Origin of the sequence: Pimelobacter sp. 30-1 (assembly GCF_018831735.1) — a bacterium.
In the GTDB taxonomy this organism is placed as follows: Bacteria; Actinomycetota; Actinomycetes; order Propionibacteriales; family Nocardioidaceae; genus Nocardioides.
This window is the reverse complement of the sequence record NZ_NHTS01000003.1, coordinates 235,760-259,494: the sequence shown is the minus strand read 5'-3', so window position 1 is coordinate 259,494 and position 23,735 is coordinate 235,760. Positions and strand designations below refer to the sequence as shown.

The 23,735-nt window shown below is 73.1% G+C and carries 27 protein-coding genes; 15 read left to right on the top strand and 12 right to left on the bottom strand.

What is annotated here, in order from left to right:
- Window positions 1-70: 70 nt before the first annotated feature.
- The 4 genes from CCO04_RS28350 (at window position 71) to CCO04_RS06530 (ending at window position 4,970) form a co-directional block, all read left to right on the top strand.
- Window positions 71-1,234 (top strand): resuscitation-promoting factor, encoded by a 1,164-nt coding sequence (locus CCO04_RS28350; RefSeq protein WP_215813314.1) that lies wholly within the window; start codon window positions 71-73, stop codon window positions 1,232-1,234.
- Between the two features lie 127 nt (window positions 1,235-1,361).
- On the top strand, window positions 1,362-2,240 hold the full coding sequence (rsmA, locus tag CCO04_RS06540; protein WP_215813313.1) for a 16S rRNA (adenine(1518)-N(6)/adenine(1519)-N(6))-dimethyltransferase RsmA: 879 nt from the start codon (window positions 1,362-1,364) through the stop codon (window positions 2,238-2,240).
- Window positions 2,237-3,136 (top strand): 4-(cytidine 5'-diphospho)-2-C-methyl-D-erythritol kinase, encoded by a 900-nt coding sequence (locus CCO04_RS06535; protein WP_215813312.1) that lies wholly within the window; start codon window positions 2,237-2,239, stop codon window positions 3,134-3,136. Before rsmA ends, CCO04_RS06535 begins: the two co-directional genes overlap by 4 nt.
- Window positions 3,129-4,970: an ABC-F family ATP-binding cassette domain-containing protein gene (locus CCO04_RS06530; protein WP_215813311.1), complete on the top strand. Its 1,842-nt coding sequence runs from the start codon at window positions 3,129-3,131 to the stop codon at window positions 4,968-4,970. Before CCO04_RS06535 ends, CCO04_RS06530 begins: the two co-directional genes overlap by 8 nt.
- 23 nt (window positions 4,971-4,993) lie before the next feature.
- On the opposite strand, the gene CCO04_RS06525 is transcribed toward CCO04_RS06530, so the two are convergent.
- Together CCO04_RS06525 and CCO04_RS06520 are read right to left on the bottom strand one after the other, a co-directional pair.
- Complete coding sequence (locus CCO04_RS06525; protein WP_215813310.1) at window positions 4,994-5,899, bottom strand: endonuclease/exonuclease/phosphatase family protein; 906 nt, start codon at window positions 5,897-5,899, stop codon at window positions 4,994-4,996.
- Window positions 5,900-5,903: 4 nt separating this feature from the next.
- Window positions 5,904-6,398: a MarR family winged helix-turn-helix transcriptional regulator gene (locus CCO04_RS06520; RefSeq protein ID WP_215813309.1), complete on the bottom strand. Its 495-nt coding sequence runs from the start codon at window positions 6,396-6,398 to the stop codon at window positions 5,904-5,906.
- Between the two features lie 65 nt (window positions 6,399-6,463).
- On the opposite strand from CCO04_RS06520, the gene CCO04_RS06515 reads away from it, so the two are divergent.
- Genes CCO04_RS06515 through CCO04_RS06500 form a run of 4 tightly spaced genes read left to right on the top strand, consistent with a single transcriptional unit; the run spans window position 6,464 to window position 9,100 of the window.
- On the top strand, window positions 6,464-7,375 hold the full coding sequence (locus CCO04_RS06515; RefSeq protein ID WP_215813308.1) for an alpha/beta fold hydrolase: 912 nt from the start codon (window positions 6,464-6,466) through the stop codon (window positions 7,373-7,375).
- A complete protein-coding gene (locus tag CCO04_RS06510; RefSeq protein ID WP_215813307.1) occupies window positions 7,372-8,169 on the top strand; it encodes a methyltransferase domain-containing protein in 798 nt (265 codons plus the stop codon). Before CCO04_RS06515 ends, CCO04_RS06510 begins: the two co-directional genes overlap by 4 nt.
- Window positions 8,166-8,564, top strand: coding sequence for a VOC family protein (locus CCO04_RS06505; RefSeq protein WP_215813306.1), 399 nt, complete (start codon window positions 8,166-8,168; stop codon window positions 8,562-8,564). Before CCO04_RS06510 ends, CCO04_RS06505 begins: the two co-directional genes overlap by 4 nt.
- Window positions 8,565-8,620: 56 nt before the next feature.
- Window positions 8,621-9,100, top strand: a complete 480-nt coding sequence (locus CCO04_RS06500; protein ID WP_215813305.1) for a hotdog fold domain-containing protein — start codon at window positions 8,621-8,623, stop codon at window positions 9,098-9,100.
- 33 nt (window positions 9,101-9,133) lie between these two features.
- Here CCO04_RS06500 and CCO04_RS06495 read toward each other — a convergent pair whose 3' ends face one another.
- The gene (locus CCO04_RS06495) at window positions 9,134-9,520 is read right to left on the bottom strand and encodes a hypothetical protein (RefSeq protein WP_215813304.1); all 387 of its coding nucleotides are present in this window, start codon (window positions 9,518-9,520) and stop codon (window positions 9,134-9,136) included.
- 66 nt (window positions 9,521-9,586) lie between these two features.
- Complete coding sequence (locus tag CCO04_RS06490; protein ID WP_215813303.1) at window positions 9,587-9,982, bottom strand: hypothetical protein; 396 nt, start codon at window positions 9,980-9,982, stop codon at window positions 9,587-9,589.
- Window positions 9,983-10,068: 86 nt separating this feature from the next.
- Between CCO04_RS06490 and miaB the strand changes: the two genes are divergently transcribed.
- Both miaB and CCO04_RS06480 read left to right on the top strand, forming a co-directional pair.
- On the top strand, window positions 10,069-11,565 hold the full coding sequence (gene miaB, locus CCO04_RS06485; RefSeq protein WP_215813302.1) for a tRNA (N6-isopentenyl adenosine(37)-C2)-methylthiotransferase MiaB: 1,497 nt from the start codon (window positions 10,069-10,071) through the stop codon (window positions 11,563-11,565).
- Window positions 11,566-11,576: 11 nt separating this feature from the next.
- Entirely contained in the window at window positions 11,577-12,311 is a 735-nt protein-coding gene (locus CCO04_RS06480) for a peptidase E (RefSeq protein WP_215813301.1), read from the top strand.
- Here the strand turns inward: CCO04_RS06480 and CCO04_RS06475 are convergent.
- The 4 genes from CCO04_RS06475 to CCO04_RS06460 form a co-directional block, all read right to left on the bottom strand.
- Window positions 12,300-12,551, bottom strand: a complete 252-nt coding sequence (locus CCO04_RS06475) for a hypothetical protein (protein WP_215813300.1) — start codon at window positions 12,549-12,551, stop codon at window positions 12,300-12,302. The genes CCO04_RS06480 and CCO04_RS06475 overlap by 12 nt on opposite strands.
- Before the next feature lie 69 nt (window positions 12,552-12,620).
- Entirely contained in the window at window positions 12,621-13,118 is a 498-nt protein-coding gene (locus tag CCO04_RS06470) for an NUDIX domain-containing protein (protein ID WP_215813299.1), read from the bottom strand.
- Window positions 13,119-13,152: 34 nt separating this feature from the next.
- Entirely contained in the window at window positions 13,153-13,356 is a 204-nt protein-coding gene (locus tag CCO04_RS06465; protein WP_215813298.1) for an antitoxin, read from the bottom strand.
- A 69-nt stretch (window positions 13,357-13,425) separates the two neighbouring features.
- Entirely contained in the window at window positions 13,426-13,647 is a 222-nt protein-coding gene (locus CCO04_RS06460; RefSeq protein WP_215813297.1) for an antitoxin, read from the bottom strand.
- 68 nt (window positions 13,648-13,715) lie between these two features.
- Here CCO04_RS06460 and miaA point away from each other — a divergent pair, with 68 nt between their 5' ends.
- The gene (gene miaA, locus CCO04_RS06455) at window positions 13,716-14,639 is read left to right on the top strand and encodes a tRNA (adenosine(37)-N6)-dimethylallyltransferase MiaA (protein ID WP_215813878.1); all 924 of its coding nucleotides are present in this window, start codon (window positions 13,716-13,718) and stop codon (window positions 14,637-14,639) included.
- A gap of 6 nt (window positions 14,640-14,645) precedes the next feature.
- On the opposite strand, the gene CCO04_RS06450 is transcribed toward miaA, so the two are convergent.
- Genes CCO04_RS06450 through CCO04_RS06440 form a run of 3 tightly spaced genes read right to left on the bottom strand, consistent with a single transcriptional unit; the run spans window position 14,646 to window position 19,373 of the window.
- Window positions 14,646-16,079: an NAD(P)/FAD-dependent oxidoreductase gene (locus CCO04_RS06450; protein WP_215813296.1), complete on the bottom strand. Its 1,434-nt coding sequence runs from the start codon at window positions 16,077-16,079 to the stop codon at window positions 14,646-14,648.
- Window positions 16,076-17,932, bottom strand: a complete 1,857-nt coding sequence (locus CCO04_RS06445) for a DUF3556 domain-containing protein (protein WP_215813295.1) — start codon at window positions 17,930-17,932, stop codon at window positions 16,076-16,078. Before CCO04_RS06445 ends, CCO04_RS06450 begins: the two co-directional genes overlap by 4 nt.
- 1 nt (window position 17,933) lies before the next feature.
- Window positions 17,934-19,373 (bottom strand): class I adenylate-forming enzyme family protein, encoded by a 1,440-nt coding sequence (locus CCO04_RS06440; protein WP_215813294.1) that lies wholly within the window; start codon window positions 19,371-19,373, stop codon window positions 17,934-17,936.
- A gap of 168 nt (window positions 19,374-19,541) precedes the next feature.
- On the opposite strand from CCO04_RS06440, the gene CCO04_RS06435 reads away from it, so the two are divergent.
- From CCO04_RS06435 to CCO04_RS06420, 4 genes are all read left to right on the top strand, one after another.
- Window positions 19,542-20,786: a CdaR family transcriptional regulator gene (locus tag CCO04_RS06435; RefSeq protein ID WP_215813293.1), complete on the top strand. Its 1,245-nt coding sequence runs from the start codon at window positions 19,542-19,544 to the stop codon at window positions 20,784-20,786.
- A 245-nt stretch (window positions 20,787-21,031) separates the two neighbouring features.
- Entirely contained in the window at window positions 21,032-21,772 is a 741-nt protein-coding gene (locus CCO04_RS06430) for a DinB family protein (protein ID WP_215813292.1), read from the top strand.
- Window positions 21,769-22,338 carry a dihydrofolate reductase family protein gene (locus tag CCO04_RS06425; RefSeq protein ID WP_215813291.1) on the top strand — a complete coding sequence of 190 codons (570 nt, stop codon included), beginning with the start codon at window positions 21,769-21,771 and terminating at the stop codon, window positions 22,336-22,338. Before CCO04_RS06430 ends, CCO04_RS06425 begins: the two co-directional genes overlap by 4 nt.
- Window positions 22,335-22,982, top strand: a complete 648-nt coding sequence (locus CCO04_RS06420) for an MSMEG_1061 family FMN-dependent PPOX-type flavoprotein (RefSeq protein WP_215813290.1) — start codon at window positions 22,335-22,337, stop codon at window positions 22,980-22,982. Before CCO04_RS06425 ends, CCO04_RS06420 begins: the two co-directional genes overlap by 4 nt.
- A gap of 15 nt (window positions 22,983-22,997) precedes the next feature.
- Here the strand turns inward: CCO04_RS06420 and CCO04_RS06415 are convergent, their stop codons facing one another.
- Entirely contained in the window at window positions 22,998-23,687 is a 690-nt protein-coding gene (locus CCO04_RS06415) for a hypothetical protein (RefSeq protein WP_215813289.1), read from the bottom strand.
- Window positions 23,688-23,735: the final 48 nt, after the last annotated feature.

The window sequence follows — 23,735 nt, the reverse complement described above, 5'->3', positions numbered from 1 at the left end:
TCGACCGTCCAGCTCACTCGGGAACGAGCTGGTCGGGCCGAGGCCCGGGGAGTACGACGTTCGGAGAATCGTGCGACTTGCACGCCACGACCTTGCCCAGTCCCTCAAGGGAACCGTTCTGAAGCTGGCCCACAGCAGGGTCGCCCTCACCGCCACCGTCGCCACCGTTCTCGTGGCCGTCTCGGCGGTCACCTGGGGCTACTCGGCGATGACCACGGAGGTCACCCTCTCGGTCGACGGCAAGCCGCGCGCCGTGTCCACGATGGGTGACACCGTCGGCGACGTGCTCCGGGACGAGGGCATCGAGGTGTCCGACCGCGACGTCGTCCAGCCGGGTCTGGACGAGGAGATCCGCTCCGGCGACAAGATCGCGGTGCTCTACAGCCGCCCGATCGAGCTCACCGTCGACGGCGAGACCAGCACCCACTGGGTCACCGCCACCGATGTCGACGGCGCGCTCGCCCAGATCGGCACGGTGTACGCCGACAGCCGGCTCTCCACCAGCCGCGGCATGACGATCGACCGTGGCGGCGCCGAGATCGACGTCGTCACCCCCAAGAAGCTCACCTTCGCGCTGGCCGGCAAGAAGCCGATCACCCGCGAGGTCCCCGCGCTCACCGTCGAGGAGGCGCTGACCGCGGTCGGCGTCGAGCTCGACGCCCAGGACCGCACCCGCCCGGCCCGCGACGCCGCGATCGCCGACGGCGACCGGATCGTCTTCACCGACATCGAGGTCCGCCAGCGCAAGGTCGCCGGCGAGGTCGTCGGTGCCCCGGTCAAGGAGATCGAGGACGACGCCATGTTCAAGGGCGAGACCAAGGTCGTCGAGGCCGGCGCCGACGGTCGTCGCGACGTCACCTACAAGGTCACCGTCCGCAACGGCGAGGTCGTCCGGCGCGTCGTCCTGACCGCCGACGTGACCCGCAAGCCCACGACCAAGGTCGTCCGGGTCGGCACCAAGGAGCAGGTCACCGCCAACTACGCCGGCGGCAACACCGTCTGGGACCGCCTCGCCCAGTGCGAGTCCGGCGGCAACTGGGCCATCAACACCGGCAACGGCTACTACGGCGGCCTCCAGTTCAACGCCGGCACCTGGCGCGCCTACGGCGGCACCGGCCTCCCGCACCAGGCCTCCCGCGAGACCCAGATCGCCATCGCGACCAAGGTCCGCAACGCCTCCGGCGGCTACGGCGCCTGGCCCGGCTGCGCTGCCAAGCTCGGCCTCCCCCGCTGACGAAGTCGCGCGTTCCGGCGCGCGAAGGAGCACGTTCCGGCGGTCGAAGGTGCACCCTCGACCGCCGGAACGTGTCACTTCGGCCGCCGGAACGTGCTCCTTCGGCGGGGATCACTAGGCTGGGCGCATGGCTGACACCTCCGCACCGCGGCTGCTGGGCCCGGCGGAGGTTCGGGAGCTGGCGGCACGCCTCGACCTGCGCCCGACCAAGCAGCGCGGGCAGAACTTCGTGATCGACGCCAACACCGTGCGCCGCATCGTCCGGGAGTCCGGGGTGGGTGAGGGCGAGGTGGTGCTGGAGGTCGGTCCGGGGCTCGGGTCGCTGACCCTCGCTCTGCTCGAGGTGGGGGCCGAGGTGACCGCGGTCGAGGTCGATCCACTGCTTGCCGGTGAGCTGCCGACGACCATCCAGGCGTACGCGCCCGCCCAGGCCGAGCGGTTCCGGGTGGTCCTCGCGGACGCGCTGTCGGTCACCGACGTCCCCGGCCCGCCGCCGCAGGCGCTCGTCGCGAACCTGCCCTACAACGTCTCGGTGCCGGTGCTGCTGCACCTGATGGCCCTGCTCCCGTCGCTGAAGCACGGCCTGGTCATGGTCCAGGCCGAGGTCGCCGATCGGCTGGCCGCGCCCCCCGGCTCCAAGACGTACGGCGTCCCGTCCGCCAAGGCCGCCTGGTACGCCGACGTACGCCGGGCCGGCTCGATCGGCCGCAACGTCTTCTGGCCCGCCCCCAACGTCGACTCCGGCCTGGTCGCGTGGACCCACCGCGAGCCGCCGACCGACCAGGTCTCCCGCGAGACCGTGTTCGCCGTCATCGACGCCGCCTTCGCACACCGCCGCAAGGCGCTGCGCGGCGCGCTGCGCGACCTCGCCGGCAGTGCCGACGCGGCCGAGGCCGCGCTGCGGGCCGCCGGCATCGACCCCCTCACCCGCGGCGAGGCTCTCGGGATCGACCAGTTCGTGGCGATCGCGGTCGCCCTGCAGCAGACCCCGGAGGCCGCTCGATGACCCAGGACGCCGTGACCGTGCGTGCTCCCGCCAAGATCAACCTGCACCTCGGTGTCGGCAGTCCTCGTCCCGACGGGCTGCATCCCCTGGCGACCGTCTACCAGGCCGTCGGCCTCTACGACGACGTCTCGGTGACCGACGCCGCGACGTGGTCGGTCGAGCTGGCCGAGCCGGTCGCCGGTGTACCCCTCGACGACGACAACATCGCCATCCGCGCGGGCCGGGCGCTCGCCGCCCACCACGGCATCGACCGCGCGGCCGCGATCACCATCGCCAAGGGGATCCCGGTCATGGGCGGCATGGCCGGCGGCTCGGCCGACGCCGCCGCGACGCTGCTCGCGCTCGACCGGCTCTGGGACCTGCAGACCTCGGACGACGACCTGCTCCGCATCGCGGGCACCCTCGGCTCCGACGTGCCGTTCGCGCTCGTCGGCGGTACGGCGCTCGGGACCGGCCACGGCCAGCTCGTCACGCCCGTCGAGGACACCAGCTCGGTGTGGTGGGTCGTCGTCCTCTCCGACGAGGGACTCTCCACGCCCGCGGTCTACCGCCACTTCGACGAGCTCTCGCCCGACGCCCCGGCGGACCCCCCGGTCCCCGAGGCGCTGATCGAGGCCCTCGCCGGCGGGTACGCCGACGAGATCGGCGATCTCCTCGCCAACGACCTCTGGCCCGCCGCGCGCGACCTGCGCCCCGACCTCGTGGACGTCGAGGTGGCCCTGCGCAGCCTCAGCCCGGACGGCGTCCTCCTCTCCGGCTCCGGCCCCACCCTCCTGATGCTCCACGAGGGCGTCGAGGAGGCGCGGGCCGCGGCCGCCGACCTGACCGAGCGCGGCTACCGGTGCACCCTCGCCCCGGGACCCGTCGCCGGTGCCCACGTGGTGACCTATGCCTGAGCCCCGCAGCCTGATCAACCTGGAGCGGATCTCGAAGTCCTTCGGCGTCCGCCCCCTGCTCACCGACGTCTCGCTCGGTATCGGCGAGGGAGAGCGGATCGGCATCGTCGGCCGCAACGGCGACGGCAAGACGACGCTGCTGCGCATTCTCACCGGTACCGAGGAGCCGGACGCCGGCCGGGTCTCGCGCCAGCGCGGCATCCTGATCGGTGTGCTGACCCAGCACGACGACTTCGAGGACTCCCACACCGTGCGCGAGGTCGTGCTCCAGGGCATGGCCGACCACGAGTGGGCCGCGGACTCCCGGCTGCGCGAGATCGTCGACGTCCTGCTGGCGGGGGTCGAGCTCGACCGTGCCGTGGCCGGCCTCTCCGGCGGCGAGCGCCGCCGCTGCGCGCTGGCCGGGCTGCTCCTCGGCGACCACGACCTCGTGATCCTCGACGAGCCCACCAACCACCTCGACGTCGAGGCGGTCGCGTGGCTCGCGGCCCACCTCGCCGCGCGGTCGTCCGCGCTCGTCGTCGTCACCCACGACCGCTGGTTCCTCGACGCGGTGTGCGAGCAGACCTGGGAGGTGCACGACGGCGTCGTCGACACCTACGAGGGCGGCTACGCCGCGTTCGTCCTGGCCAAGGCCGAGCGCCAGCGCCAGGCCGCCGCCTCGGAGGTACGCCGGCAGAACCTCGTCCGCAAGGAGCTCGCCTGGCTGCGCCGCGGAGCCCCCGCGCGCACGTCCAAGCCGAAGTTCCGCATCGACGCCGCCAACGCCCTCATCGAGGACGTCCCGCCGCCGCGCGACCGCCTCGAGCTCCAGCGCTTCGCCACCCAGCGGCTCGGCAAGGACGTCATCGACCTCGAGGACGTCGACTTCTCCCGCGGGACCCGCCAGCTGCTGTCCCACGCGACCTGGCGCCTGGGCCCCGGCGACCGGATCGGCCTCGTCGGCGTCAACGGCGCCGGCAAGACCTCCGTCCTGTCGCTGCTGTCCGGCGCGGCCGCGCCCTCGGTCGGCAAGGTCCGCCACGGCCGTACGGTCGCGCTCCAGCACCTCTCCCAGGACGTCGACTTCGACGACCCCGAGGCCCGCGTGCTCGACACCGTCGAGGGCATCCGCCGGGTCGCCAAGACCGCCGACGGCGAGATCAGCGCGACCTCGATGCTGGAGCGCTTCGGGTTCACCGGCGACAAGCTCACCGCCCGCCTCGGTGACCTCTCCGGAGGCGAGCGCCGCCGGTTCCAGCTGCTCCGGCTGCTGCTGACCGAGCCCAACGTCCTGCTCCTCGACGAGCCCACCAACGACCTCGACATCGAGACCCTCAACGTCCTCGAGGACTTCCTCGACGGCTGGCCGGGGACGCTCGTGGTGGTCTCGCACGACCGGTACTTCCTCGAGCGCGTCACCGACTCGGTCTGGGCGCTGCTCGGCGACGGGCAGGTCTCGATGCTGCCGCGCGGGGTCGAGGAGTACCTCGAGCGCCGCCGGCAGATTCTGCGGCACGACGCCGCCCCGGCTCCCGCGCCAGCCGCGGTCCGGGCGCCGACTCCGGCCGCGGCGGCTGCAGCGGCCGCAGCGCCGGCCGTGGCGGCCGCGGCGGCCCCGCCCAAGGCGCGGGCCGGATCGGCCGAGGAGCGCGCGGCGAAGAAGGCCGTCGCCCGCCTCGACAAGGTCCTCGAGCGGCTCTCCGCCCAGGAGGCCGAGCTGACCGCCGCGCTCGTCGCGCACGCGACGGACCCGGAGCGGCTGACCACGCTCGGTACCGAGCTCGCCGCGCTCCAGGAGGAGAAGGAGGCGGCCGAGCTCGAGTGGCTCGAGGCCGCGGAGCTGCTCGACTAGTTCGACCAGCGCGACCAGGCCGACTAGTCGTCGAACGTGGCGAGCACCGCGCGGTGGTCGCTGGACCCGGCCTTGGCGACCCGGGTCTCGAGGACGGTCAGGCCGCGCTCGAAGATGTGGTCGATCCGCACCAGCGGGAACCGGGCCGGCCAGGTGAACCCGAACGACAGCCCGGTCGAGCGCGGCTCGGACAGGTTGCGGCGGACGCCCTTGAGCGCCGGGTCCGTCGTCGCCGCGTTGAAGTCGCCCATCGCGACCAGGCGCGGGGAGTCGTCGGCGTCGATGAGGTCGGCCAGGTTGCTGAGCATGGCGTCGCGCCCGGCCTGCTGGCCCGGACGGACCGAGGCGGCGTGGACGACATAGACCCGGACCCTGCCGCCGGGTGCGGCGACGTCCGCGCGCAGGGCGCGCTTCCAGGACAGCCCGAGGGTGAGGCCCTCGGTGTTGCTGAGGGGGTAGACGCTCCACAGGCCGACCGTGCCGGCGGTGTAGGCGTAGGGGTGCGACGTCGCCAGGGCCTCGGCCGCCTCGGCGCGGGCGGACGCGTCCATCTCGGTCAGGGCGATGACGTCGCTGTCGAGTCCGGCGAGGGTACGGGCCGACTCGGCGGAGGTGCCTGATCGAGCCTCGACGTTCTGGCTCGCGAAGGTGACCGGGGTGCCGTCGGCGTCCGGCCGCGAGGACAGGACGGCGGGCAGCACGGGCGCGAGCGCGACTGCCCAGAGGACCAGCGCGACCGGCGCGGCCAGCGACGACCAGGACCGGCGCAGGAGCGCGAGCAGGACCAGGGGGACCAGCAGGAAGCCGGCCCAGGGGAGCGTCGCCGCGCCGATCGTGCCGGCCACGCCGGGGATCTGGGCGAGCACGACGACCGCCGCGATCACGACGGACAGCAGCACGATCCCCAGGTCGCTGCGCAGGCGCGGCACGATGTCAGCCCGCGAAGGGCAGCAGCAGCCGCCGCAGCAGGCCCGCGAGCTCGGCCTGGTCGTCCGCGGACAGGCCGGTGAGGAGCTCGCGCTCCGCGTCGAGGAGGGCCGCGAACGCGCCGTCGACGGCGTCCTTGCCCTCGGGGGTGAGCCGGACGAGGACGCCACGGCGGTCGGAGGGGTCAGGATGGCGTTCGACCAGGCCGCGGGTGGTCAGCCGGTCGACCCGGTTGGTCATGGTCCCGCTGGTCACCAGGGTCTCGCGCAGCAGTCGCCCCGGCGAGAGCTCGTACGGCGACCCGGCGCGGCGCAGGGCCGCGAGCACGTCGAACTCCCAGGGCTCGATGTCGTGGGTGGTGAACGCGTGCCGGCGCGCCTTGTCGACGTGGTGGGAGACCCGCGCGATCCGGCTGAAGACGGCGACCGGCGCCAGATCGAGGTCGCTGCGCTCGCGCGCCCACGCCTCGATCAGGGAGTCGACCTCGTCCCGCTCCGCCATGACCGCAGTGTAGCGGGTGGGTCGAGAATCTTGATGTCAAGATAAATTGGACGTACGCTCGCCCCATGACCGAGCACCGCACCGCCCTCGAACCGGTCACCCTGGCCAGCCTGACCTGGGGCGACCCCGATGACGTACGACGGCCGCTGGCTCTGCTCCTGCACGGCTTCCCGGACACCGCCCACACCTGGCGCCACCTCGGCCCCGCGCTCGCCGAGGGGGGCTACCGCGTGGTCGCGCCGTTCACCCGCGGCTACGCGCCCAGCGACCTCCCGGCCGACGGCAGCTACCACGTGCCGGCCCTCATGGACGACGCGCTCGGCCTGCACCGCACGCTCGGCGGCGACCACCGCGCGGTGCTGGTCGGTCACGACTGGGGCGCGATCACCGCCAACGGCATCGCCGCCTCCACGGCGAACCCGTTCGGCGCCGTCGTGGCGTTGTCGGTCCCGCCGATCGCTGCGATGAACCCGCGCCGCGACGACGCGATCCACTGGCTGCGGATCCTGCCGCGACAGGCCGCGCTGAGCTGGTACACGCTCTTCAACCAGCTCCCACGCCTGCCCGAGCGCGCGTTCGACCGCCTCGTCGCGCACCTGTGGCGGCGGTGGTCGCCCGGCTACGACGCGACCACCGACCTGGCGCACCTCGCCGCCGCGCTGCCCGACGACGCCCGCAAGGCGGCGGCGCTCGGCTACTACCGCGCGCAGCCCCGCGTCCGGCGGCTGCCCGCGCGCTACCGACCGCTGGCCCGCGACTGGGTCGGCCCGCCGCGCGTACCGCTGCTCTACCTCCACGGCGCCGACGACGGCTGCCTCGACGCCCGCTGGGCGGCCCGCATCGGCGACCGGCTCCCCGCGGGCAGCCGGGTCGCGGTGGTCGACGACGCCGGGCACTTCCTCCAGCTCGAACGGCCCGCCGCGGTGAACGCCCTCGTGCTGGAGTTCGTCGCCGAGCGAGCGGAGGTCGCCCGATGAGCGCCGCCACCGGTCCCGTGTGGGATCCGCAGCGCTACCTCGCCTATGCCGGCGAACGGGGCCGGCCGTTCGTCGATCTCGTCGGTCGCCTGGACGCGCTCGACCCTCGGGTCGTGGTCGATCTCGGTTGTGGTCCCGGCAACCTCACCTCCCTCCTCGCTGACCGCTGGCCGGCCGCTGCGATCACCGGCATCGATTCCAGTGCCGCCATGGTGCGCGCAGCCTCCGACACAAAGGCCGCCGAGCGGATCACGTTCGTCCAGGGCGACGTGCGCGACTGGCTGGCGAGCGCGCCGGAGGGCGGCGTCGACGTCCTCGTGTCCAACGCGATGCTCCAGTGGGTGCCCGGCCACCTCGACCTGGTGCCGGGCCTGGTGCGCGCGGTCGCGCCGGGCGGCTGGCTGGCCTTCCAGGTGCCCGGCAACTTCGGCGAGCCGAGCCACACGCTGCGCGACGAGCTCGCCGCCGAGGAGCCGTACGCCGCCCACCTGCACGGCGTCGCGGTCCCGAGCTCGCACGACCCGGCGACGTACCTGCGGGCGCTGCAGGACCTCGGCTGCGAGGTCGACGCGTGGGAGACGACGTACCTCCACGTGCTGCACGGCCCGGACCCGGTCTTCACCTGGGTCTCCGGGACGGGCGCGCGCCCGACCCTCCAGGTGCTGCCCGACGACCTGCGCCCGGGCTTCGAGGACGAGCTCAAGCGGCGCCTGCGGGCGGCGTACGCCGACGACGGGCGCGGTGTGGTGCTGCCGTTCCGGCGGATCTTCGTCGTGGCGCGGAGGCCGCGATGAGGCTGCACCACGTCCAGGTCGCGTGCCCGCGCGGGGGAGAGGACGAGGCCCGCCGCTTCTACGGCACGGGTCTGGGCCTGGTCGAGGTGCCCAAGCCGGACGCGCTCGCCGGACGCGGCGGCTGCTGGTTCCGGGCGTACGACGACCGGGGCGCGGTCACGGCCGAGCTCCACATCGGCGTCGAGGAGCCGTTCGCGCCCGCCCGCAAGGCGCACCCGGCGCTGCTCCTCGACGCGGTCGCGGCGCTCGACGAGACGGGCGCCCGGCTGGCCGGGCTCGGCTTCGCGGTCGACTGGACCGAGCGGCACACCTTCGCGGGCCACGAGCGCTGCCACGCCTTCGACGGAGTGGGCAACCGGGTCGAGCTGCTGGCCCCGGCCGCCGGTGTCGCCTAGCGGCGTAGCCGGGGTCACCTTGCCGGGCATTGTTACCGGCGAGTAGCCTCGGGTTCATGACCCAGGTCCACAGCCTCTGGAAGACCACCACGAGCCTGCCCGTCGTCGGCGGCACCCTCGGCAAGCGGGTGTTCTCGTTCGCGTTCAGCCAGAAGGCGCCGTACTTCGCCACCATTCACCCGCGGGTGACCGAGCTGCGGCCCAACTACGCCGAGGTCGTCATCCCCAAGCGCCGCCGGGTGCAGAACCACATCGGCACGGTGCACGCGATCGCGCTGTGCAACGGCCTCGAGATGGCGATGGGTGCGCTCGCGGAGGCGACGATCCCGCGCGACAAGCGGTGGATCCCCAAGGGGATGGAAGTCGCCTACACCGCCAAGGCGACCAGCGACATCACCTGCACGGCCGAGACCGACCAGGAGCAGTGGGACACCGCCGAGGGCGACCTGCCGGTCCGGGTCAAGGGCGTGCGCGACGACGGCACGGTCGTCATCGAGGGCGTCATCAACCTGTGGGTGACCAGCAAGAGGAAGTAGCCGGGCCGCCCCTCGGGGCGCTCGGGACGCTCGTCAGAGGATGTCGGGGACGACGCTCAGCGTCAGCCCGACCAGGATCGCCAGGGCGGCGTACAGCGCGACGCGGCGGTTGCCCGAGCTGGGCGGGGCGTCGGCGAGGGCCGGCAGGCCCATGCTCCGGCGCCAGTCGTCCTCCTCGCCCTCCCACTGCTCAGCCGGGGTGATCGCGCGCAGCGTGGCGCCGATGCCGAGGAGCAGGAGCGTGAACGCGCCGCCCGCGACGGTGAGCACGGTGAGGATCGCGGAGACGCCGCGGGTCTCGGTGCCGAACATCAGGCCCGCGCCCATGCCGACCGACGCCAGCAGCGCCACGATGCTGAGGATGCTGCCGACCACCTGGTTGTGGCGGGCGACGAAGCCGGGGGACGCGGTGTCGGGCATGGGCCCGACCTTACTGGGCGGGGCCGAGCGGGTGACGCCTCGCTCCTGGCGTCACGGTCAGCGAGCTCAGTCCTCGTCGGCGACCCAGTACAGGGCGGCCCCCTCGGCGCCGATGGCGACGAGGCCTGCGTCCATCGTGTACTCGGTGGCCGACTCCCAGCCGAAGGGGGACGTGCCGGGGAGGTCGGCGCTGTTGGCGGCGAAGCGAGATCCGTGGCTCCCGACCGCATCCAGGAACTGCGCGGTCAGCCAGGCCGCGGTCTGCTCCCGCATCAGCTCGGCGCGGTAGGCGAGGCTGCGGTGCAGCAGCGCGGTGAGGAACGACGCGGCGCCGGCCCGGTCCATCTCGTGCCAGCGCTTGCCGAGGGGTTCGAGGCCGGCTGCGCGCGCGACGTCGTCGAAGGTGGCGGCCTCGTCCGGTCCCAGCAGGGTCAGCCAGCACGGGTGCCGGTCCGCGCGCATCAGGTCGGCGACGTTTCTCGGGGAGCTCCACGGTGTGCTCCTGCGCTTTCTCCGATGGACCTCCTGCGCCGTACGCTTGAGCGGTCATGAGCACTGCAGCCCAGCCCCGCACCTACGAGGTCCGCACCTACGGGTGCCAGATGAACGTGCACGACTCCGAGCGCCTCTCGGGCCTGCTCGAGGACGCCGGCTACGCCGCGGCCCCCGAGGGGGAGCAGGCGGACGTCGTCGTGTTCAACACCTGCGCGGTGCGGGAGAACGCGGACAACCGCCTCTACGGCAACCTCGGGCACCTGGCGCCGATCAAGGCGAAGCGGCCCGGGATGCAGATCGCGGTCGGGGGCTGCATGGCGCAGAAGGACCGCGACACCGTGGTCAAGCGGGCGCCGTGGGTCGACGTCGTCTTCGGGACCCACAACATCGGCTCCCTGCCGGCGCTGCTCGACCGGGCGCGGGTGCAGGAGGAGGCGCAGGTCGAGATCCTCGAGTCGCTCGACGTGTTCCCGTCGACGCTGCCGACCAAGCGCGAGTCGGCGTACGCCGCGTGGGTGTCGGTGAGCGTGGGGTGCAACAACACGTGCACGTTCTGCATCGTGCCGAGCCTGCGGGGCAAGGAGAAGGACCGGCGGCCGGGCGAGATCCTGGCCGAGATCGAGGCGCTCGTCGCCGAGGGGGTCTCCGAGGTCACGCTGCTGGGCCAGAACGTCAACGCCTACGGCGTGGAGTTCGGTGACCGGCAGGCGTTCTCCAAGCTGCTGCGGGCCTGCGGCGCGATCGAGGGGCTGGAGCGGGTGCGGTTCACCAGCCCGCACCCGGCCGAGTTCACCGACGACGTCATCGAGGCGATGGCCGAGACGCACAACGTGATGCCGAGCCTGCACATGCCGCTGCAGTCCGGCTCGTCCAAGGTCCTCAAGGACATGCGCCGGTCCTACCGCCAGGAGAAGTTCCTCGGCATCATCGACCGGGTCCGTGCGGCGCTGCCGGACGCGGCGATCACCACCGACATCATCGTCGGCTTCCCGGGCGAGACCGAGGAGGACTTCCAGGAGACCCTCAAGGTCGTCCGGGAGGCGCGGTTCTCGGGGGCGTTCACCTTCCAGTACTCCAAGCGCCCCGGTACGCCGGCCGCGACCCTGCCCGACCAGGTCGCCCAGGCCGACGTCACCGACCGCTACAACCGGCTCGTCGAGCTGGTCAACGAGATCACCTGGGACGAGAACAAGCGCCTCATCGGGCGCGAGCTCGAGCTCATGGTCTCCGAGGGCGAGGGGCGCAAGGACGCCGCCACCCACCGGCTGTCCGGGCGTGCGCCCGACAACCGGCTCGTGCACTTCGAGGCCGACTTCTCGCAGGTCGACGGCGCGCCGCGGCCCGGCGACATGGTGACGGTCCAGGTGACCTATGCCGCGCCGCACCACCTGGTCGCCGACGGTCCGGTGCGCGCGCTGCGTCGTACCCGCTCGGGCGACGCGTGGGAGCGCCGTACGACGACGCCCGCGCCCGCCACCGCCGGGGTCGGGCTGGGGATGCCGTCGATCGGCGTCCCCGCGCCGCTGCCGGACGCCCCCGTCTGCGGCTGAGGCGGTACGACGTGCCCGCCGACGCGCCGACCATCCTCGCGACCTCCGGGGGCGTGGTCCCCAGCGCCCGCAACCGCTGGTCCGTCGGTCCCCTGACCCGGTACGCCGTCGACCTGGCCGGCGTCGAGGGCCGGGCGCCGCGGGTCTGCTTCCTCGCGACCGCGTGCGGCGACCAGCCCGCGGTGCTGCGCGACTTCTACGACATGGCCCAGGAGGCGGGCTTCCACGGCAACCACCTCTCGCTGTTCACGATGCCCAACGTGGCCGACGTCCGGGCGCACCTGCTCGCCCAGGACGTCATCTGGGTGTGGGGCGGCAGCGTCGCGGGCCTGCTGGCGATGTGGGAGTTGCACGGTGTCGGCGCCGCGATGCGCGAGGCCTGGGAGGCCGGCGTGGTGCTGACCGGGGTCTCGGCCGGATCGATCTGCTGGCACACCGGCGGCACGACCGACTCGTTCGGGCCCGACCTGCGCCCGATCACCAACGGGCTCGGGCTGGTGCCCTACTCCAACGGCGTGCACTACGACTCCGAGGAGCAGCGGCGCCCGCTGTTCCAGCAGCTGATCGGCGACGGCGTGCTGCCGGCCGGCTACGCGACCGACGACGGCGTCGGCCTGCACTACCGCGGGACCGAGCTGGTCGAGGCGCTGACGGAGCAGGCCGGCAAGGCGGCGTACTTCGTCGAGCGGGGTGCGGCGGGCGGCGCGGTCGAGACCCGGCTGGAGACCCGGCTCCTACGCGGGTGACTCCTCCTCCGGGGGCACCTCCGGGTTGCCCTTGGTGGCCTCGGTCTCGGTGTCCTCGCCGGTCAGCGTCTCGGCGGGCAGCTCGCCGTCGGTCGCCGGGTTCTTCCGGGGGTCGAGGTCGCGCGACTCGGTGCTGAAGGCGCCGTCCCCGCCGACGCCCTCGATCCGGTTCGGCCCGCCGGGAGGAGGCTCGGGAGGCTCGGTCGCGGGTTCGGGGCGCGGTGGCAGCTTCTCGTCCATGACTTCCTCTCTGGGGAGCACCTGGAGGAGAGGTATCCGCTCACGCGGATCCCAGTCGGGCAGGAGCCGTCAGAAGCCGTGGTGCGAGAGCGCCGGCAGGTCGCCGCGGCGCAGGCCGGCGAGCACGACCGCCTCGTGCGGGACGAGCGGGTCGGGCAGCGCGGAGAGCGGGAACCAGCGCAGGTCCGCGCACTTGGCCGGCTCGACGATCCGCGGCTCGCCGGACCAGGAGCGGGCGGTGAAGAAGAAGTCGATGCGCTCGTCGATGGGCAGGTCGTGGGCCGTGCGCTGCATCGCGGTGGCGAACACGAGGTCGAGTCCGGTGACGCCCACCTCTTCGAGGGCCTCGCGGTGGGCGGCGGCCTCGGCGGTCTCGCCGCGCTCGACGTGGCCGGCCGCGGCGGCGGCCCAGTGGGCGTCCATGTAGCCGGTGTTCTGGCGCAATTGGAGGAGCACCTCGGTGCCCGTGCCGTCCGTGTCGTCCGGGTCCTCGCGGAGGAGGAAGACGTAGGAGGCGGGAACCACCACGAATCGGGTCTTGCCGGTGGCGGGGTCCTGAACGGTCACCGAGGTGCTCTCTGCCGGTCGTCGGTGGGGACGATCAGCTGATGTCGTCGTTCTTGCCGTCGAGGCTGTCGAGCGCGTCCTTGGCCTTGTCGGCGCCGAGGTCGATCTTGTCGTCGAACTTGCCGCCGGTCTTGTCGGAGGCGAAGTCGGCAGCCTTGTCGACCGCGTCGCCGATCTTGTCGCCCTGGCTGTCGACCGCGTCGCTCAGCTTGTCCTTGGCGTCATCGAGAAAGCCCACGAGAAACCCCCAGAGGTGAGTGTCCGGCGACCCGACCTGAGCCACCGGTGTCACCTTAGAGGATCGGTCTCACGCGGGGGTGTCGTCCTCGCCCCGCTTGCCGAGTGCGTCCTTGGCCTTGTCGGTGGCCGACTCGATCTTGTCGTGGTACTTGCCCTTGGTCTTGTCGTCGACGAAGTCGGCGGCCTTGTCGAGCCCGGACTCGATCTTGTCGCCGTGCTTGTCGACCGCGTCGCCGACCTTGTCGGTGACGGTGTCCTTCGCGCCCTTCAGCTTGTCCATGAATCCCATGGCGGTCTCCTCGCGTCGTGGCCCGGGGTGGCTCCCGAGTGGGTCATTGCCACACTAATCCCATGCCGATGAGCCCGACCCCGCCCGCGACCCCCATCGTGGCGATCGTCGGCCCCACGGCCAGCGGCAAGACGGCGCTCTCGCTCGACCTCGCTGAGGCGCTGGGGGGAGAGATCGTCAACACCGACGCCATGCAGGTCTACCGCGGCATGGACATCGGTACGGCGAAGCTCCCGCCCGCCGAGCGGCGCGGCATCCCGCACCACCTGCTCGACACGCTCCAGGTCCGCGACCCGGCCACGGTCGCGGAGTTCCAGAGATGGGCGCGGACGGCGATCGCCGCGCTGCGCGCACGGGGCGCGACGCCCGTCCTGGTGGGCGGGTCCGCGCTCTACACGCGGGCGATCCTCGACCGCTTCGACTTCCCCGGCACCGACCCGGCCGTCCGGGCGCGGCTGGAGGCCGAGCTCGACGAGGTCGGCAGCGCGACCCTGCACGCGCGGCTGCGGACACTCGACCCGCCGGCGGCGGAGCGGATCGAGGTCGAGAACGGGCGGCGGGTCGTCCGGGCGTTGGAGGTCATCGAGATCACCGGGGAGCCGTTCAGCGCCCACCTCCCCGTCCAGGAGTACGCCGACCCGCGCACCGTCCAGCTCGGCGTCGCGATCGACCGCGACGTCCTGGAGGAGCGGATCGTGCTGCGGGTGCGGACGATGTTCGACGACGGGCTGCTCGACGAGGTCGAGCGCCTGCTGGCCGAGGGCCTGGCGGAGAGCCGGACCGCGGCGGCCGCGATCGGCTACCGGCAGGCGGCGGCGGTGCTCGCGGGGGAGATGACGGTCGCCGAGGCCATCGAGAAGACGGTGATCGCGACGCGCCAGTTCGCCCGGAGACAGATGGCCTGGTGGCGCAACGACCCCCGCATCACCTGGCTCGAGCACGACGACCCGGAGCGCGTCGCCCGGGCGCTGAGCGTGGTCCGGGCGGTCTGAGCCGCCTCAGCGCAGCCGCGCCAGCGCGGTCTCGGCCGCGTGGAAGCCGCCCATCCCGTGCACGCCCGCGCCCGGCGGGGTCGCCGCGGAGCACAGGTAGACGCCCGGGACGCCCAGCTCGTAGGGGGAGAGCGCGATCCGCGGCCGGAAGGCGACCTGGCGCGCGGTGTTGGCACCGGCGCTGATGTCGCCGCCGACGTAGTTGGCGTTGTAGGCCTCCAGCGCGGCCGGACCGCGGGGAGCCACGGCGAGGACGCGCTCGCGGAAGCCGGGCGCGAACCGCTCGACCTGGCGCAGGACGGCCTCGGTCGCGTCGCCGTCGTAGCCGTGGGGGACGTGCGCGTAGGCGTAGACGGGGTGGGTGGTGCCGGAGGAGCGGGAGGGATCGGCGAGGTACTGCTGGCCGAGCAGCACGAACGGCCGCTCGGGCATCTCGCCGCGCACGGTGGCGGCCTCGATCGCGGCGACCTCCTCGGCGGTGCCGCCGAGGTGGAGGGTGCCCGCCCGGCGGCAGGCCTCGTTGGTCCAGGGGATGTCGCCCTCGATCGCGAGGTCGACCTTGAAGGCCGCGGGGCCGTAGGTGTAGCGGGTGAGCGCGCGGCGCACGCGCGAGGGCAGGCGGTCGCCGACGATGTCGAGGACGCCGGCCGGCGCCGTGTCCAGCAGTACGACGTCCGGTGCGGCGCCGCCGGTCAGCTCGCGGACCTGGCAGAGCGAGGTCACCCGGACCCCCGTGCGGACGGTGCCGCCGAGCGAGGTGAGCACCGAGAGCAGGGCGCGGGTGATCGAGGCCGTGCCGCCCTCGGCGACCGGCCAGCCGACCGCGTGGGCGGTGGCGGTGAGCATCAGGCCGACCGAGCCCGACAGGGGTGTGTCGAGACGGCCGAAGACATGGGCGGCGACGCCCGAGAACAGCGCCCGGGCGGGGTCGTCGCGGAACCGGGCCGTCGTCCAGGTGGCCGGCTGCAGTGCCTTGACACCGAACCGGCCGAGGGCGACCGGGTGGCGGGGGAGGTGCGCGACCGGTTGGAAGACCTCGTCGACGAGGTCGTCGAAGTGGCGCACCATCGGCCCGAAGATCCGCTGCCAGCGGGCCGCGTCGACGCCGAGCGAGGCCGTGGCGGACGCCGCGAGCGAGCGGGTCGCGTAGCCCGCGCGGCCGTCGTCCAGGGGATGGGCGAGGTCGATCTCGGGCCAGCGCCAGCGCAGGCCGTGCTCCTCCAGCCCGAGCGAGCGGAAGAAGGGGGAGGCGACGCCCGTCGGGTGGAAGGCCGCGCAGTCGTCGTGGAGCAGCCCGGGGAGCGTGAGCTCGCTGGTCCGGGTCCCGCCCCCGGGGCGCTCGTGCGCCTCGAGGACGGTCACCGACAGCCCCGCCTGGGCGAGCCGGATCGCTCCGGCCAGCCCGTTGGGTCCGCTGCCGACCACGACGGCGGTGGTCACGACACGGGATCCTTCCCGCCGGTGAGGGTGCTCTGCCGACGGTAGCCGTCCGCGGTCCAGCTCACCTGGAGCGGCACCGGGCCGTTGGGCAGCCACGGCTGCTCCTTGACGCAGTCACGCACGTCCCAGCTGCCGCGCTCGACGACGCCGAGCGCGGCGTCGATGACGCGGTACTGCTGGGGTCGCGAGGTCTTCCAGGGCGTCGCCTGGGACTCGCAGTAGGCCACCACGAGGTCGCCCGGCGCGAGGCCGAGCCGCTTCTGGATCGCGGCGACGAGGCGCTCGTCGTGCAGGTGCCCGTCGCCGAAGTTCCAGCCGACGATGATGTTGCAGACGAACTCGCCCTCGCGGACCGCACGGGTCTCGATGTCGTCGAGGTGCTCGTAGAGCACCGAGAACAGGCCGCGGCCCTGGCTGTGCATCGAGCGCCAGGCGAGCGCCTTCTGGATGGTCATCTCCGCCTCGTCGGCGGTGTAGGGCATCGGCTGCATCCGCTGGAGCTGGTCGACCTGGTTCTCCACGAGCGGTAGCTCGTTGAGCCGCTCCTCGATGCCCGGGCGCATGGTCCACACGGCGGAGGCCCAGTTGCCGGCGTACTGGCGCATCGAGGGGAGGAACGACACGAGGTCGGGGCGCAGGTTGCCGAGCACCGGGCCGAAGAGCAGCAGCGCGAAGACCGGGATCAGCAGCAGGGGCTCGGAGAAGTTCCAGATGTTGTACGTCGACGCCTCGAAGCCGTCGCCGAAGCCGGCCCACAGCACGATGGCGATGTAGCCGAAGTAGACGTTCCACTCCAGCGGCACCGCGAGCGGGAACGTCGAGGTGATGTAGATGTGGAAGACCAGCATGGCGACGGCGCCGAGCAGGGCGATCGTGTTGTTCGTGGTGAGCAGCAGCACGACCGGGATGATGATCTCGACGGTCGTGCCGCCCACGTGGGCCATGAACCAGGCGAGCCGGCTGGGCCGGAGGTCGTCGGGGGCGCCGCGGTAGTGCAGGCGCTTGACGACGTTGAGCTGGCCCGGGCTGTTGGACACCATCGGCGGGACGACGTTGATGAAGTGCTCGCCGATCTTGGAGACGCCGGCGCCGATCCAGACGATGCAGATGATGATCTTGAACGCGACGACGAGGTTGACGAAGTCCGCCGCGGAGGCGCCGTCGCTGAGCGCGATCGCCCCGAAGGTGGCCGAGAACAGCATGATCGGCAGGTACTGCTCGGAGCGGGCGGCCAGGAAGACGACCTTGTCGCGCAGGCCCATCAGCGGCATCGTCACCAGGATCGGGACGAACGCGAGCGGGGGCACGAGCTCCTGCGGGCCGGTGCCGGACGGCAGCAGCCGCACGGGATCGGCGTGCGCGAGCAGGGGGTAGACCAGGCTGGCCAGCACGGCGACGTACAGCAGAACGTCGACGACGGTGCGCTCGTCGCCGCCGGTCAGCGGGACGCGGCGGCCCCACGGGGCCATCCGGATCGTGCCGGGGCGCAGCCAGTAGCGGATGTTGCCGAGCATCGGCACGAAGTGGCCGCACAGCGGGCCGAACGCGCCGCCGAGGCCGATCACCTCGAGGAGCATCAGCCAGATCGCGAGCTTCTGGTAGACGACGACATTGTCGAACCACGTGCTCGGGTCGGTGAAGTGGACGTGGTCGGTCGTCGCGGAGGTGATGGCCAGGCCGACGGCGAAGTAGAGGCCCAGCATCTTGAGGATGTAGACCACGTGGAGCATCCGCGGGGTGTTGAAGCCCGCGGTCACCCAGTTGGTGCTCAGCACCCGGATCCGCTCCCGCAGGGGGAGCACGAGGAAGTCGGCCGGCGGCATCGGCTCCGGCTCGGGCTTGAAGAATCCCATCTCAGGACTCCTTGCTCGTCGTGGCGGCGAGACGGGCCCGCAGGGCGGGCTTGTCGATCTTGCCGACGGGGTTCTTGGGCAGCGCGTCCAGGACGTGGACCACGACCGGGACCTTGATCTTGGTCAGCTCCTCCCGGCAGCGGGCGAGGAGCACGTCGACGTCGATCACCGCGCCGGGCTCCGGCGCGACGAACGCGACCGGTACCTCGCCGTACACGGAGTCGGCGCCACCGACCACCGACGCCTCCAGGACGCCGGTCCCGCCGTGCAGGACGTTCTCGATCTCCTTGGGATAGATGTTCTCGCCCCCGCGGATGATCATGTCCTTGATCCGGTCCACGATGCGCAGGTAGCCGTCCTCGTCCAGGATCCCGACGTCGCCGGTGTGCAGCCAGCCGTCGCCGAGCGCCTCGGCGGTGGCCTCGGGCCGGTTGAGGTAGCCGCGCATCACGTTGTCGCCCTTGACGACGACCTCGCCGCGCTCGCCGGCGGGCAGCAGCGCGCCGTCGGGGGCCATGATCGCGACCAGCTGGCCCGGCAGCGCGGGACCGACCGTGCCGGGCTTGCGGACGCCGTCGACGGGATTGCAGGTCGACGCGCAGGTGCCCTCGGAGAGGCCGTAGCCCTCAACCAGGGGGAAGCCGAACCGCTTCTCGACGGCCGCGAAGAGCTCCGGCGGCGCGGGGGCGGCGCCGCAGATCGCGAAGCGCACGGAGCTCACGTCGGCGGTGAACTCGGCCGGCAGCGCGACCAGGTGGCTGTAGATCGTCGGCACCGCCGAGAAGTACGTCGGCCGGTAGCGCTCGATCGACCCGAGGAACTCGACCGGGTGGAAGCGCTGCAGCACGGTCAGCTGGGCACCGACCGACATCGGCGTCAGGAAGCTCACGCAGATCGCGTTGACGTGGAACAGGGGGAGCACCAGCAGGCAGTGGTCGTCCGCGCCGGCCCGGATGCCCTCGCCCATCCCGGAGATCATCGCGGCGAGGTTGCCGTGGTCGAGCATCACGCCCTTGGGCCGGCCGGTCGAGCCGCTCGTGTAGACGAGGAGCGCGAGGTCGCCCGGCGCCGTCTCGGCGGGCGGCAGCGTGTCGGCGGGCTCGGTCGGCAGGTCCGCGACGTTGTCGCGGTCGATCACGAGCACCGCGCCCGAGTCGCTGATCTGGTGCCCGGACTCGGTGGGGGTGAACGTCGGGTTGACCGGCGTCGCGGCCGCGCCGAGACGCCAGGCGGCCACGATCACGACGAGCAGCTCGACCTGGTTCGGCAGCATCACCGCGACCACGGACCCGCGGCGGACGCCCTGTGCGGCGAGGTGCTCGGCCGCGGCCTCGACACGCGCGGCGAACCCGCGGTAGTCGAGCGCGGTCCGCTCGTCGCGGACACACGGGCGCTCGTCGTACGCCGTGGGGCGGCGCCAGGGGAGGTAGGTCAGCGTCATGCTGGGACCGTAGGACGCGACCGATCCACGGTTCTTGGTGCGCGGAACCAAACCCGGTCGCCGGAATCGGCGTGCCGGGGCCAAGGCGGGTCGCCGTCCCGGTCTGGCATCCTGGCGTGACCGCCGTCACCGTTGGTCTCGGGGGCCAACGACCAAGGGGGGCGCACCGTGCCGGACGCGGAGAGCGAGCTCCAGGGCGTCGCTGCGCTCCTCGCCGAGCGCCGGGTCGAGCTGACCGCCTTCCTGGTGCGCGAGTTCGGGGAGCGGATCCCCGAGCTGCCGCGCGACCCGGTCCTCGTCGACCTGCTCAACGGCAGCGCCGGGTCCAACCTCGAGACGCTCTCGCACCTGCTGCGCGGGCACGTCCCGGTCACCGACATCCAGGCGCCGTCCGCGGCGGTCGAGTACGCCCGCCGGCTCGCCCAGCGCGGCACCCTGCCCAGCGCGCTGCTGCGGGCCTACCGGCTCGGCCAGCAGCTCATCCTGCGCTGGGCCTACGAGGAGATCGAGCGCCGGGTCCCGGACCCGGTGCTGGCGCTCGAGACGAGCCGGCTGCTCACCGAGACCTCGTTCGTGTACGTCGACGCGGTCTCCGAGGAGGTCATCGGCGCCTACCAGTCCGAGCGCGAGCGGTGGCTGACCAACCGCAGCGCCGTCCAGCGCGAGACCGTCGACGCGCTGCTGCGCGACGACCGGCTCGACCTGGCCGCGACCGAGGCCGCGCTCGGCTACCGGCTGCGCCAGCACCACCTGGGCCTCGTGCTGTGGACCGAGGCGGGCGCGGGCGACCTCGCCGTGGTCGAGCGGACCGTCGGCCGGATCGCCGAGCGGCTCGGCGCGGCCGGGCACCCGCTCTTCGTCCCGCGCGACCGCGAGACCGCCTGGGCGTGGGTGCCGATCGGGCGCACGGCCGAGGCCGACCTCAGCGTCGTCGGCACCGTCGTGGCCGAGTGCGGCGCCCCGGTGTCGGTCGCGGTCGGCGAGCCCGGCGCCGGTGAGCCCGGCTTCCGGATCACCCACGTCGGCGCGGCCGCCGCCCACGAGGTCGCCCAGCTCGGGCAGCTCCCCGCCGGCCACGTCATCGGGTACGACGACCCGACCGTGCGCGCCGCCGCCCTCCTCGCCCGCGACCTGCCCAGCACCCGCCGGATGGTGCGCGGGACCCTCGGCGACCTCGCCGACGACTCCGAGGGCGCGGCCCGGCTGCGCGAGACGCTGCTGGCGTTCGTCGAGGAGCGGGAGAGCTATGTCGCCACCGCGGCCCGGGTGCACCTGCACAAGAACACCGTGAAGTACCGCGTGGACCGGGCCGTCGAGGCCCGCGGCAAGCCGCTCGGCGAGGACCGTCTCGACCTCGAGCTCGCGCTCATCGCCTGCCGCTGGCTCGGGCCCGAGGTGCTCGGCCGGTCCTGACGGGGTGCGGAGCGGACCTGCGCAAGAACGGTCAAGCGGCCCACCCGCCCGAGCGACGACACTGGTCCCCATGACCGGCCGTGATCGCCTCCGCGAGCTCCTCGACGCGGTGCTCGACGAGGACAACCGGACGCTGGAGCAGATGGCGGACGGCGCGTACGCGTCGCCGTACCACTTCAGCCGGGTGCTCTCGCGCGACACCGGCGAGGCGCCGGTCGCGATGCGGCGCCGGGTGATGCTCGAGCGTGCGGCCTGGCGGCTGGGGCCAGGGGAGCACGGTCACCGATGCCGCCTGGGAGGCGGGCTACGCGTCGGTGGAGGGCTTCAGCCGGGCGTTCACCCGGGCCTACGGGCACCCGCCGAGCAGCGTCGGCGGCGCCGAGGGCAGCACCTGGCTGCCGGCCGGCAACGGCATCCACTTCCACCCGCCCACGAGCCTGTGGGTGCACAGCACGGAGCAGACCATGAACCCGCTGACCGACCAGCTCGTCCGGCACGACCTCGACGACACCCGGGTGCTCCTCGAGCTCGCCAAGGGGCTCTCCGACGAGGTCTTCCGCCAAGTGCGGATCCCCGGCCACGAGGTGAACGCGTGGGAGGGCCCCGAGGAGTCGATCGCGGTCGTGCTGGAGCACCACGTCGGTACCAAGGAGGTCTGGCTCGCCGCGATCGACGGCGACGACCTCCCCGAGCGGCCCGCGGACGCGAGCGCCGCCGACCTGCTCGAGCGCCACGACGAGGTCGCGGCCCGCTGGCTGGCGTTCGTCCGCGGGGTCGAGGCGCGCGCCGGGTGGGACGACCGGCTCATCGACGCGCTGTGCGAGCCGCCGGAGAGCTTCCAGCTCGGCAGCGTCGTCGCCCACGTCCTGACCTTCGCCGCCCACCGGCGGCAGCTCGCCCGTCACCTGCTGCGCAGCGCAGGAGTCGAGACCGACGACGGCGACCCGATCACCTGGCTGCGCGCCGAGAGGGGAGAGCACGCATGACCCGCGTCGTCTACTACACCGCCTCCACCCTGGACGGCTTCCTCGCCGACCCGGACGACTCGCTCGACTGGTTGATGCGCCAGGACCTCGACGAGCACGGACCCCAGAACTACGGCGAGTTCATCGCGACCATCGGGGCGCTCGTGATGGGCTCGACGACGTACGAGTGGGTGCTGGCGAACATCAAGCGCAACGGCGAGCCCTGGTACTACCCCCAGCCCACCTGGGTGATGACCTCCCGCACGCTGGGGACGCCCGAGGGCGCCGACGTGCGGTTCGCCCAGGGCGAGATCACCACCGTGCTCGACGAGCTGCGCGCGGCCGCCGACGGCAAGGACGTGTGGGTGGTCGGGGGCGGCGACCTGGCCGGCCAGGTCGCGGACGCCGGACAGCTCGACGAGGTGATCGTGTCGGTCGCGCCCGTGGTGCTCGGTGCCGGACGCCCGTTGTTGCCGCGCCGGATGGACCTGCGCCTGGTCGAGACCGCCCCCAACGGCGCCTTCGTCACCGCGCGCTACGAGGTGCTCGGCGCGTTGAAGGAGGACCGGCCTAACCTGGACGGGTGAGCGCCGAGACCTGGACCGAGATCACCGACGACGCCGCCCTCACCGCCCTGCTCGGCGAGCCGACGGTCGCCGTGCGCAACAAGGAGCGCGCGGCGCTGACCGACGTCGACCGCGACTGGCTCGCCTCCTCGCCGTTCTGCATGGTCGCCACCGCCGACGACCAGGGCCGGTGCGACGTCTCGCCCAAGGGCGACCCGGCGGGGCGGCTCGTCCACGTCATCGACGACACGACCCTTGCGATCGCCGAGCGGCCCGGTAACCGCCGGGCCGACGGCTACCGCAACATCCTGGTCAACCCCCAGGTCGGGCTGAACTTCCTCATCCCCGGCCGCGGCGACACGTTGCGGATCAACGGCCGCGCCCGGCTGGTGAGCGAGGCGCCGTTCTTCGACGACATGGTGGTCAAGGGGCACCGGCCCCTGCTGGCGGTGGTCGTCGAGATCGAGACGATCTTCTTCCACTGCGCCAAGGCGTTCCTGCGCTCCCAGCTGTGGCGCCCCGAGACCTGGGAGCCGGAGTCGCGGGTGCCGCGCCGCGCCGTCCTCTCGCACCGGCTGGAGCGGCCGGACACGCCGCTCGAGGAGCTCGACGACTATTACGGCCCGCGCTACGAGCAGGGGCTCTACGGCGCGCCGCCGGCCTGAGCCGGAGCCACAGCCTCACCGGCTCCCGGCGTCGAGGAAGCCGACGAGCGCCGGCTCAGGGTCCATCGTCGTGGTGGTGTTGGCCAGCGCGACGACGCCCAGCAGCACCGCCGCGGACAGGGCGACGACGGCCGTCGGCCGGCCGCGCCGGCGCCAGGAGCGCACGCCCATGACGGCCAGCACGACCGCTGTCGCGCCGGCGAGGACCGCGACCACGGCGTGGTAGACCGCGAAGTCGTGCACGAGCCCGTCGAACGCCGTCGTCCCCCGGGCATCGGCGGCGGCCGACACCGCGTCGGCCGGCAGCATCGAGAGCAGCGAGGAGACGGGAGCGATCGCGCCCTGCACGTTGGCGATCACGAGCACCACCGCGGCCGCGGCCACCAGCACCAGGCCCGCCGTCGCGACGGGGGGACGCCGGCGCCGGCGGCGCAGGACGCTCACCACGACGGCGAGCAGGAGCGCGGCCGCGACCGCCTTCACCAGGTGGAAGGTGGCCCAGTAGTCGGCCGAGCGGCTCAGCGCGTGGCCCAGCGTGCCGTCCCCGAGGCGCCAGTGCTCGGCGAAGGCGCTGGGCAGCCCGTCGCGCAGTGCGCCGACGCTGGAGAAGTCGCCGACCACGAGGGTGGCGAGCAGGCTCGGGGCGAACGCGACGGCGGCGACGAGGACCGCGCCGAGCACGGTCAGCTGACGTGAGGAGGTCATGCCCCGACGCTAGGAGCGAGCGGCCTGCGTCCGCGTCGGACCGCGGGC

Excerpts from the sequence above, each read along its gene's own strand:
- rsmA (WP_215813313.1), top strand. The coding sequence starts at position 1,362 with ATGGCTGACACCTCCGCACCGCGGCTGCTGGGCCCGGCGGAGGTTCGG.
- CCO04_RS06440 (WP_215813294.1), bottom strand. The coding sequence starts at position 19,373 with ATGACGCTGACCTACCTCCCCTGGCGCCGCCCCACGGCGTACGACGAG.
- CCO04_RS06495 (WP_215813304.1), bottom strand. The coding sequence starts at position 9,520 with ATGCCCGACACCGCGTCCCCCGGCTTCGTCGCCCGCCACAACCAGGTG.
- CCO04_RS06510 (WP_215813307.1), top strand. The coding sequence starts at position 7,372 with ATGAGCGCCGCCACCGGTCCCGTGTGGGATCCGCAGCGCTACCTCGCC.
- CCO04_RS06425 (WP_215813291.1), top strand. The coding sequence starts at position 21,769 with ATGACCCGCGTCGTCTACTACACCGCCTCCACCCTGGACGGCTTCCTC.
- miaA (WP_215813878.1), top strand. The coding sequence starts at position 13,716 with ATGAGCCCGACCCCGCCCGCGACCCCCATCGTGGCGATCGTCGGCCCC.
- CCO04_RS06500 (WP_215813305.1), top strand. The coding sequence starts at position 8,621 with ATGACCCAGGTCCACAGCCTCTGGAAGACCACCACGAGCCTGCCCGTC.
- CCO04_RS06445 (WP_215813295.1), bottom strand. The coding sequence starts at position 17,932 with ATGGGATTCTTCAAGCCCGAGCCGGAGCCGATGCCGCCGGCCGACTTC.
- CCO04_RS06530 (WP_215813311.1), top strand. The coding sequence starts at position 3,129 with ATGCCTGAGCCCCGCAGCCTGATCAACCTGGAGCGGATCTCGAAGTCC.
- CCO04_RS06460 (WP_215813297.1), bottom strand. The coding sequence starts at position 13,647 with ATGGGATTCATGGACAAGCTGAAGGGCGCGAAGGACACCGTCACCGAC.
- CCO04_RS06475 (WP_215813300.1), bottom strand. The coding sequence starts at position 12,551 with ATGGACGAGAAGCTGCCACCGCGCCCCGAACCCGCGACCGAGCCTCCC.
- CCO04_RS06415 (WP_215813289.1), bottom strand. The coding sequence starts at position 23,687 with ATGACCTCCTCACGTCAGCTGACCGTGCTCGGCGCGGTCCTCGTCGCC.
- CCO04_RS06490 (WP_215813303.1), bottom strand. The coding sequence starts at position 9,982 with ATGCGCGCGGACCGGCACCCGTGCTGGCTGACCCTGCTGGGACCGGAC.
- CCO04_RS06535 (WP_215813312.1), top strand. The coding sequence starts at position 2,237 with ATGACCCAGGACGCCGTGACCGTGCGTGCTCCCGCCAAGATCAACCTG.
- CCO04_RS06505 (WP_215813306.1), top strand. The coding sequence starts at position 8,166 with ATGAGGCTGCACCACGTCCAGGTCGCGTGCCCGCGCGGGGGAGAGGAC.
- CCO04_RS06515 (WP_215813308.1), top strand. The coding sequence starts at position 6,464 with ATGACCGAGCACCGCACCGCCCTCGAACCGGTCACCCTGGCCAGCCTG.
- miaB (WP_215813302.1), top strand. The coding sequence starts at position 10,069 with ATGAGCACTGCAGCCCAGCCCCGCACCTACGAGGTCCGCACCTACGGG.
- CCO04_RS06520 (WP_215813309.1), bottom strand. The coding sequence starts at position 6,398 with ATGGCGGAGCGGGACGAGGTCGACTCCCTGATCGAGGCGTGGGCGCGC.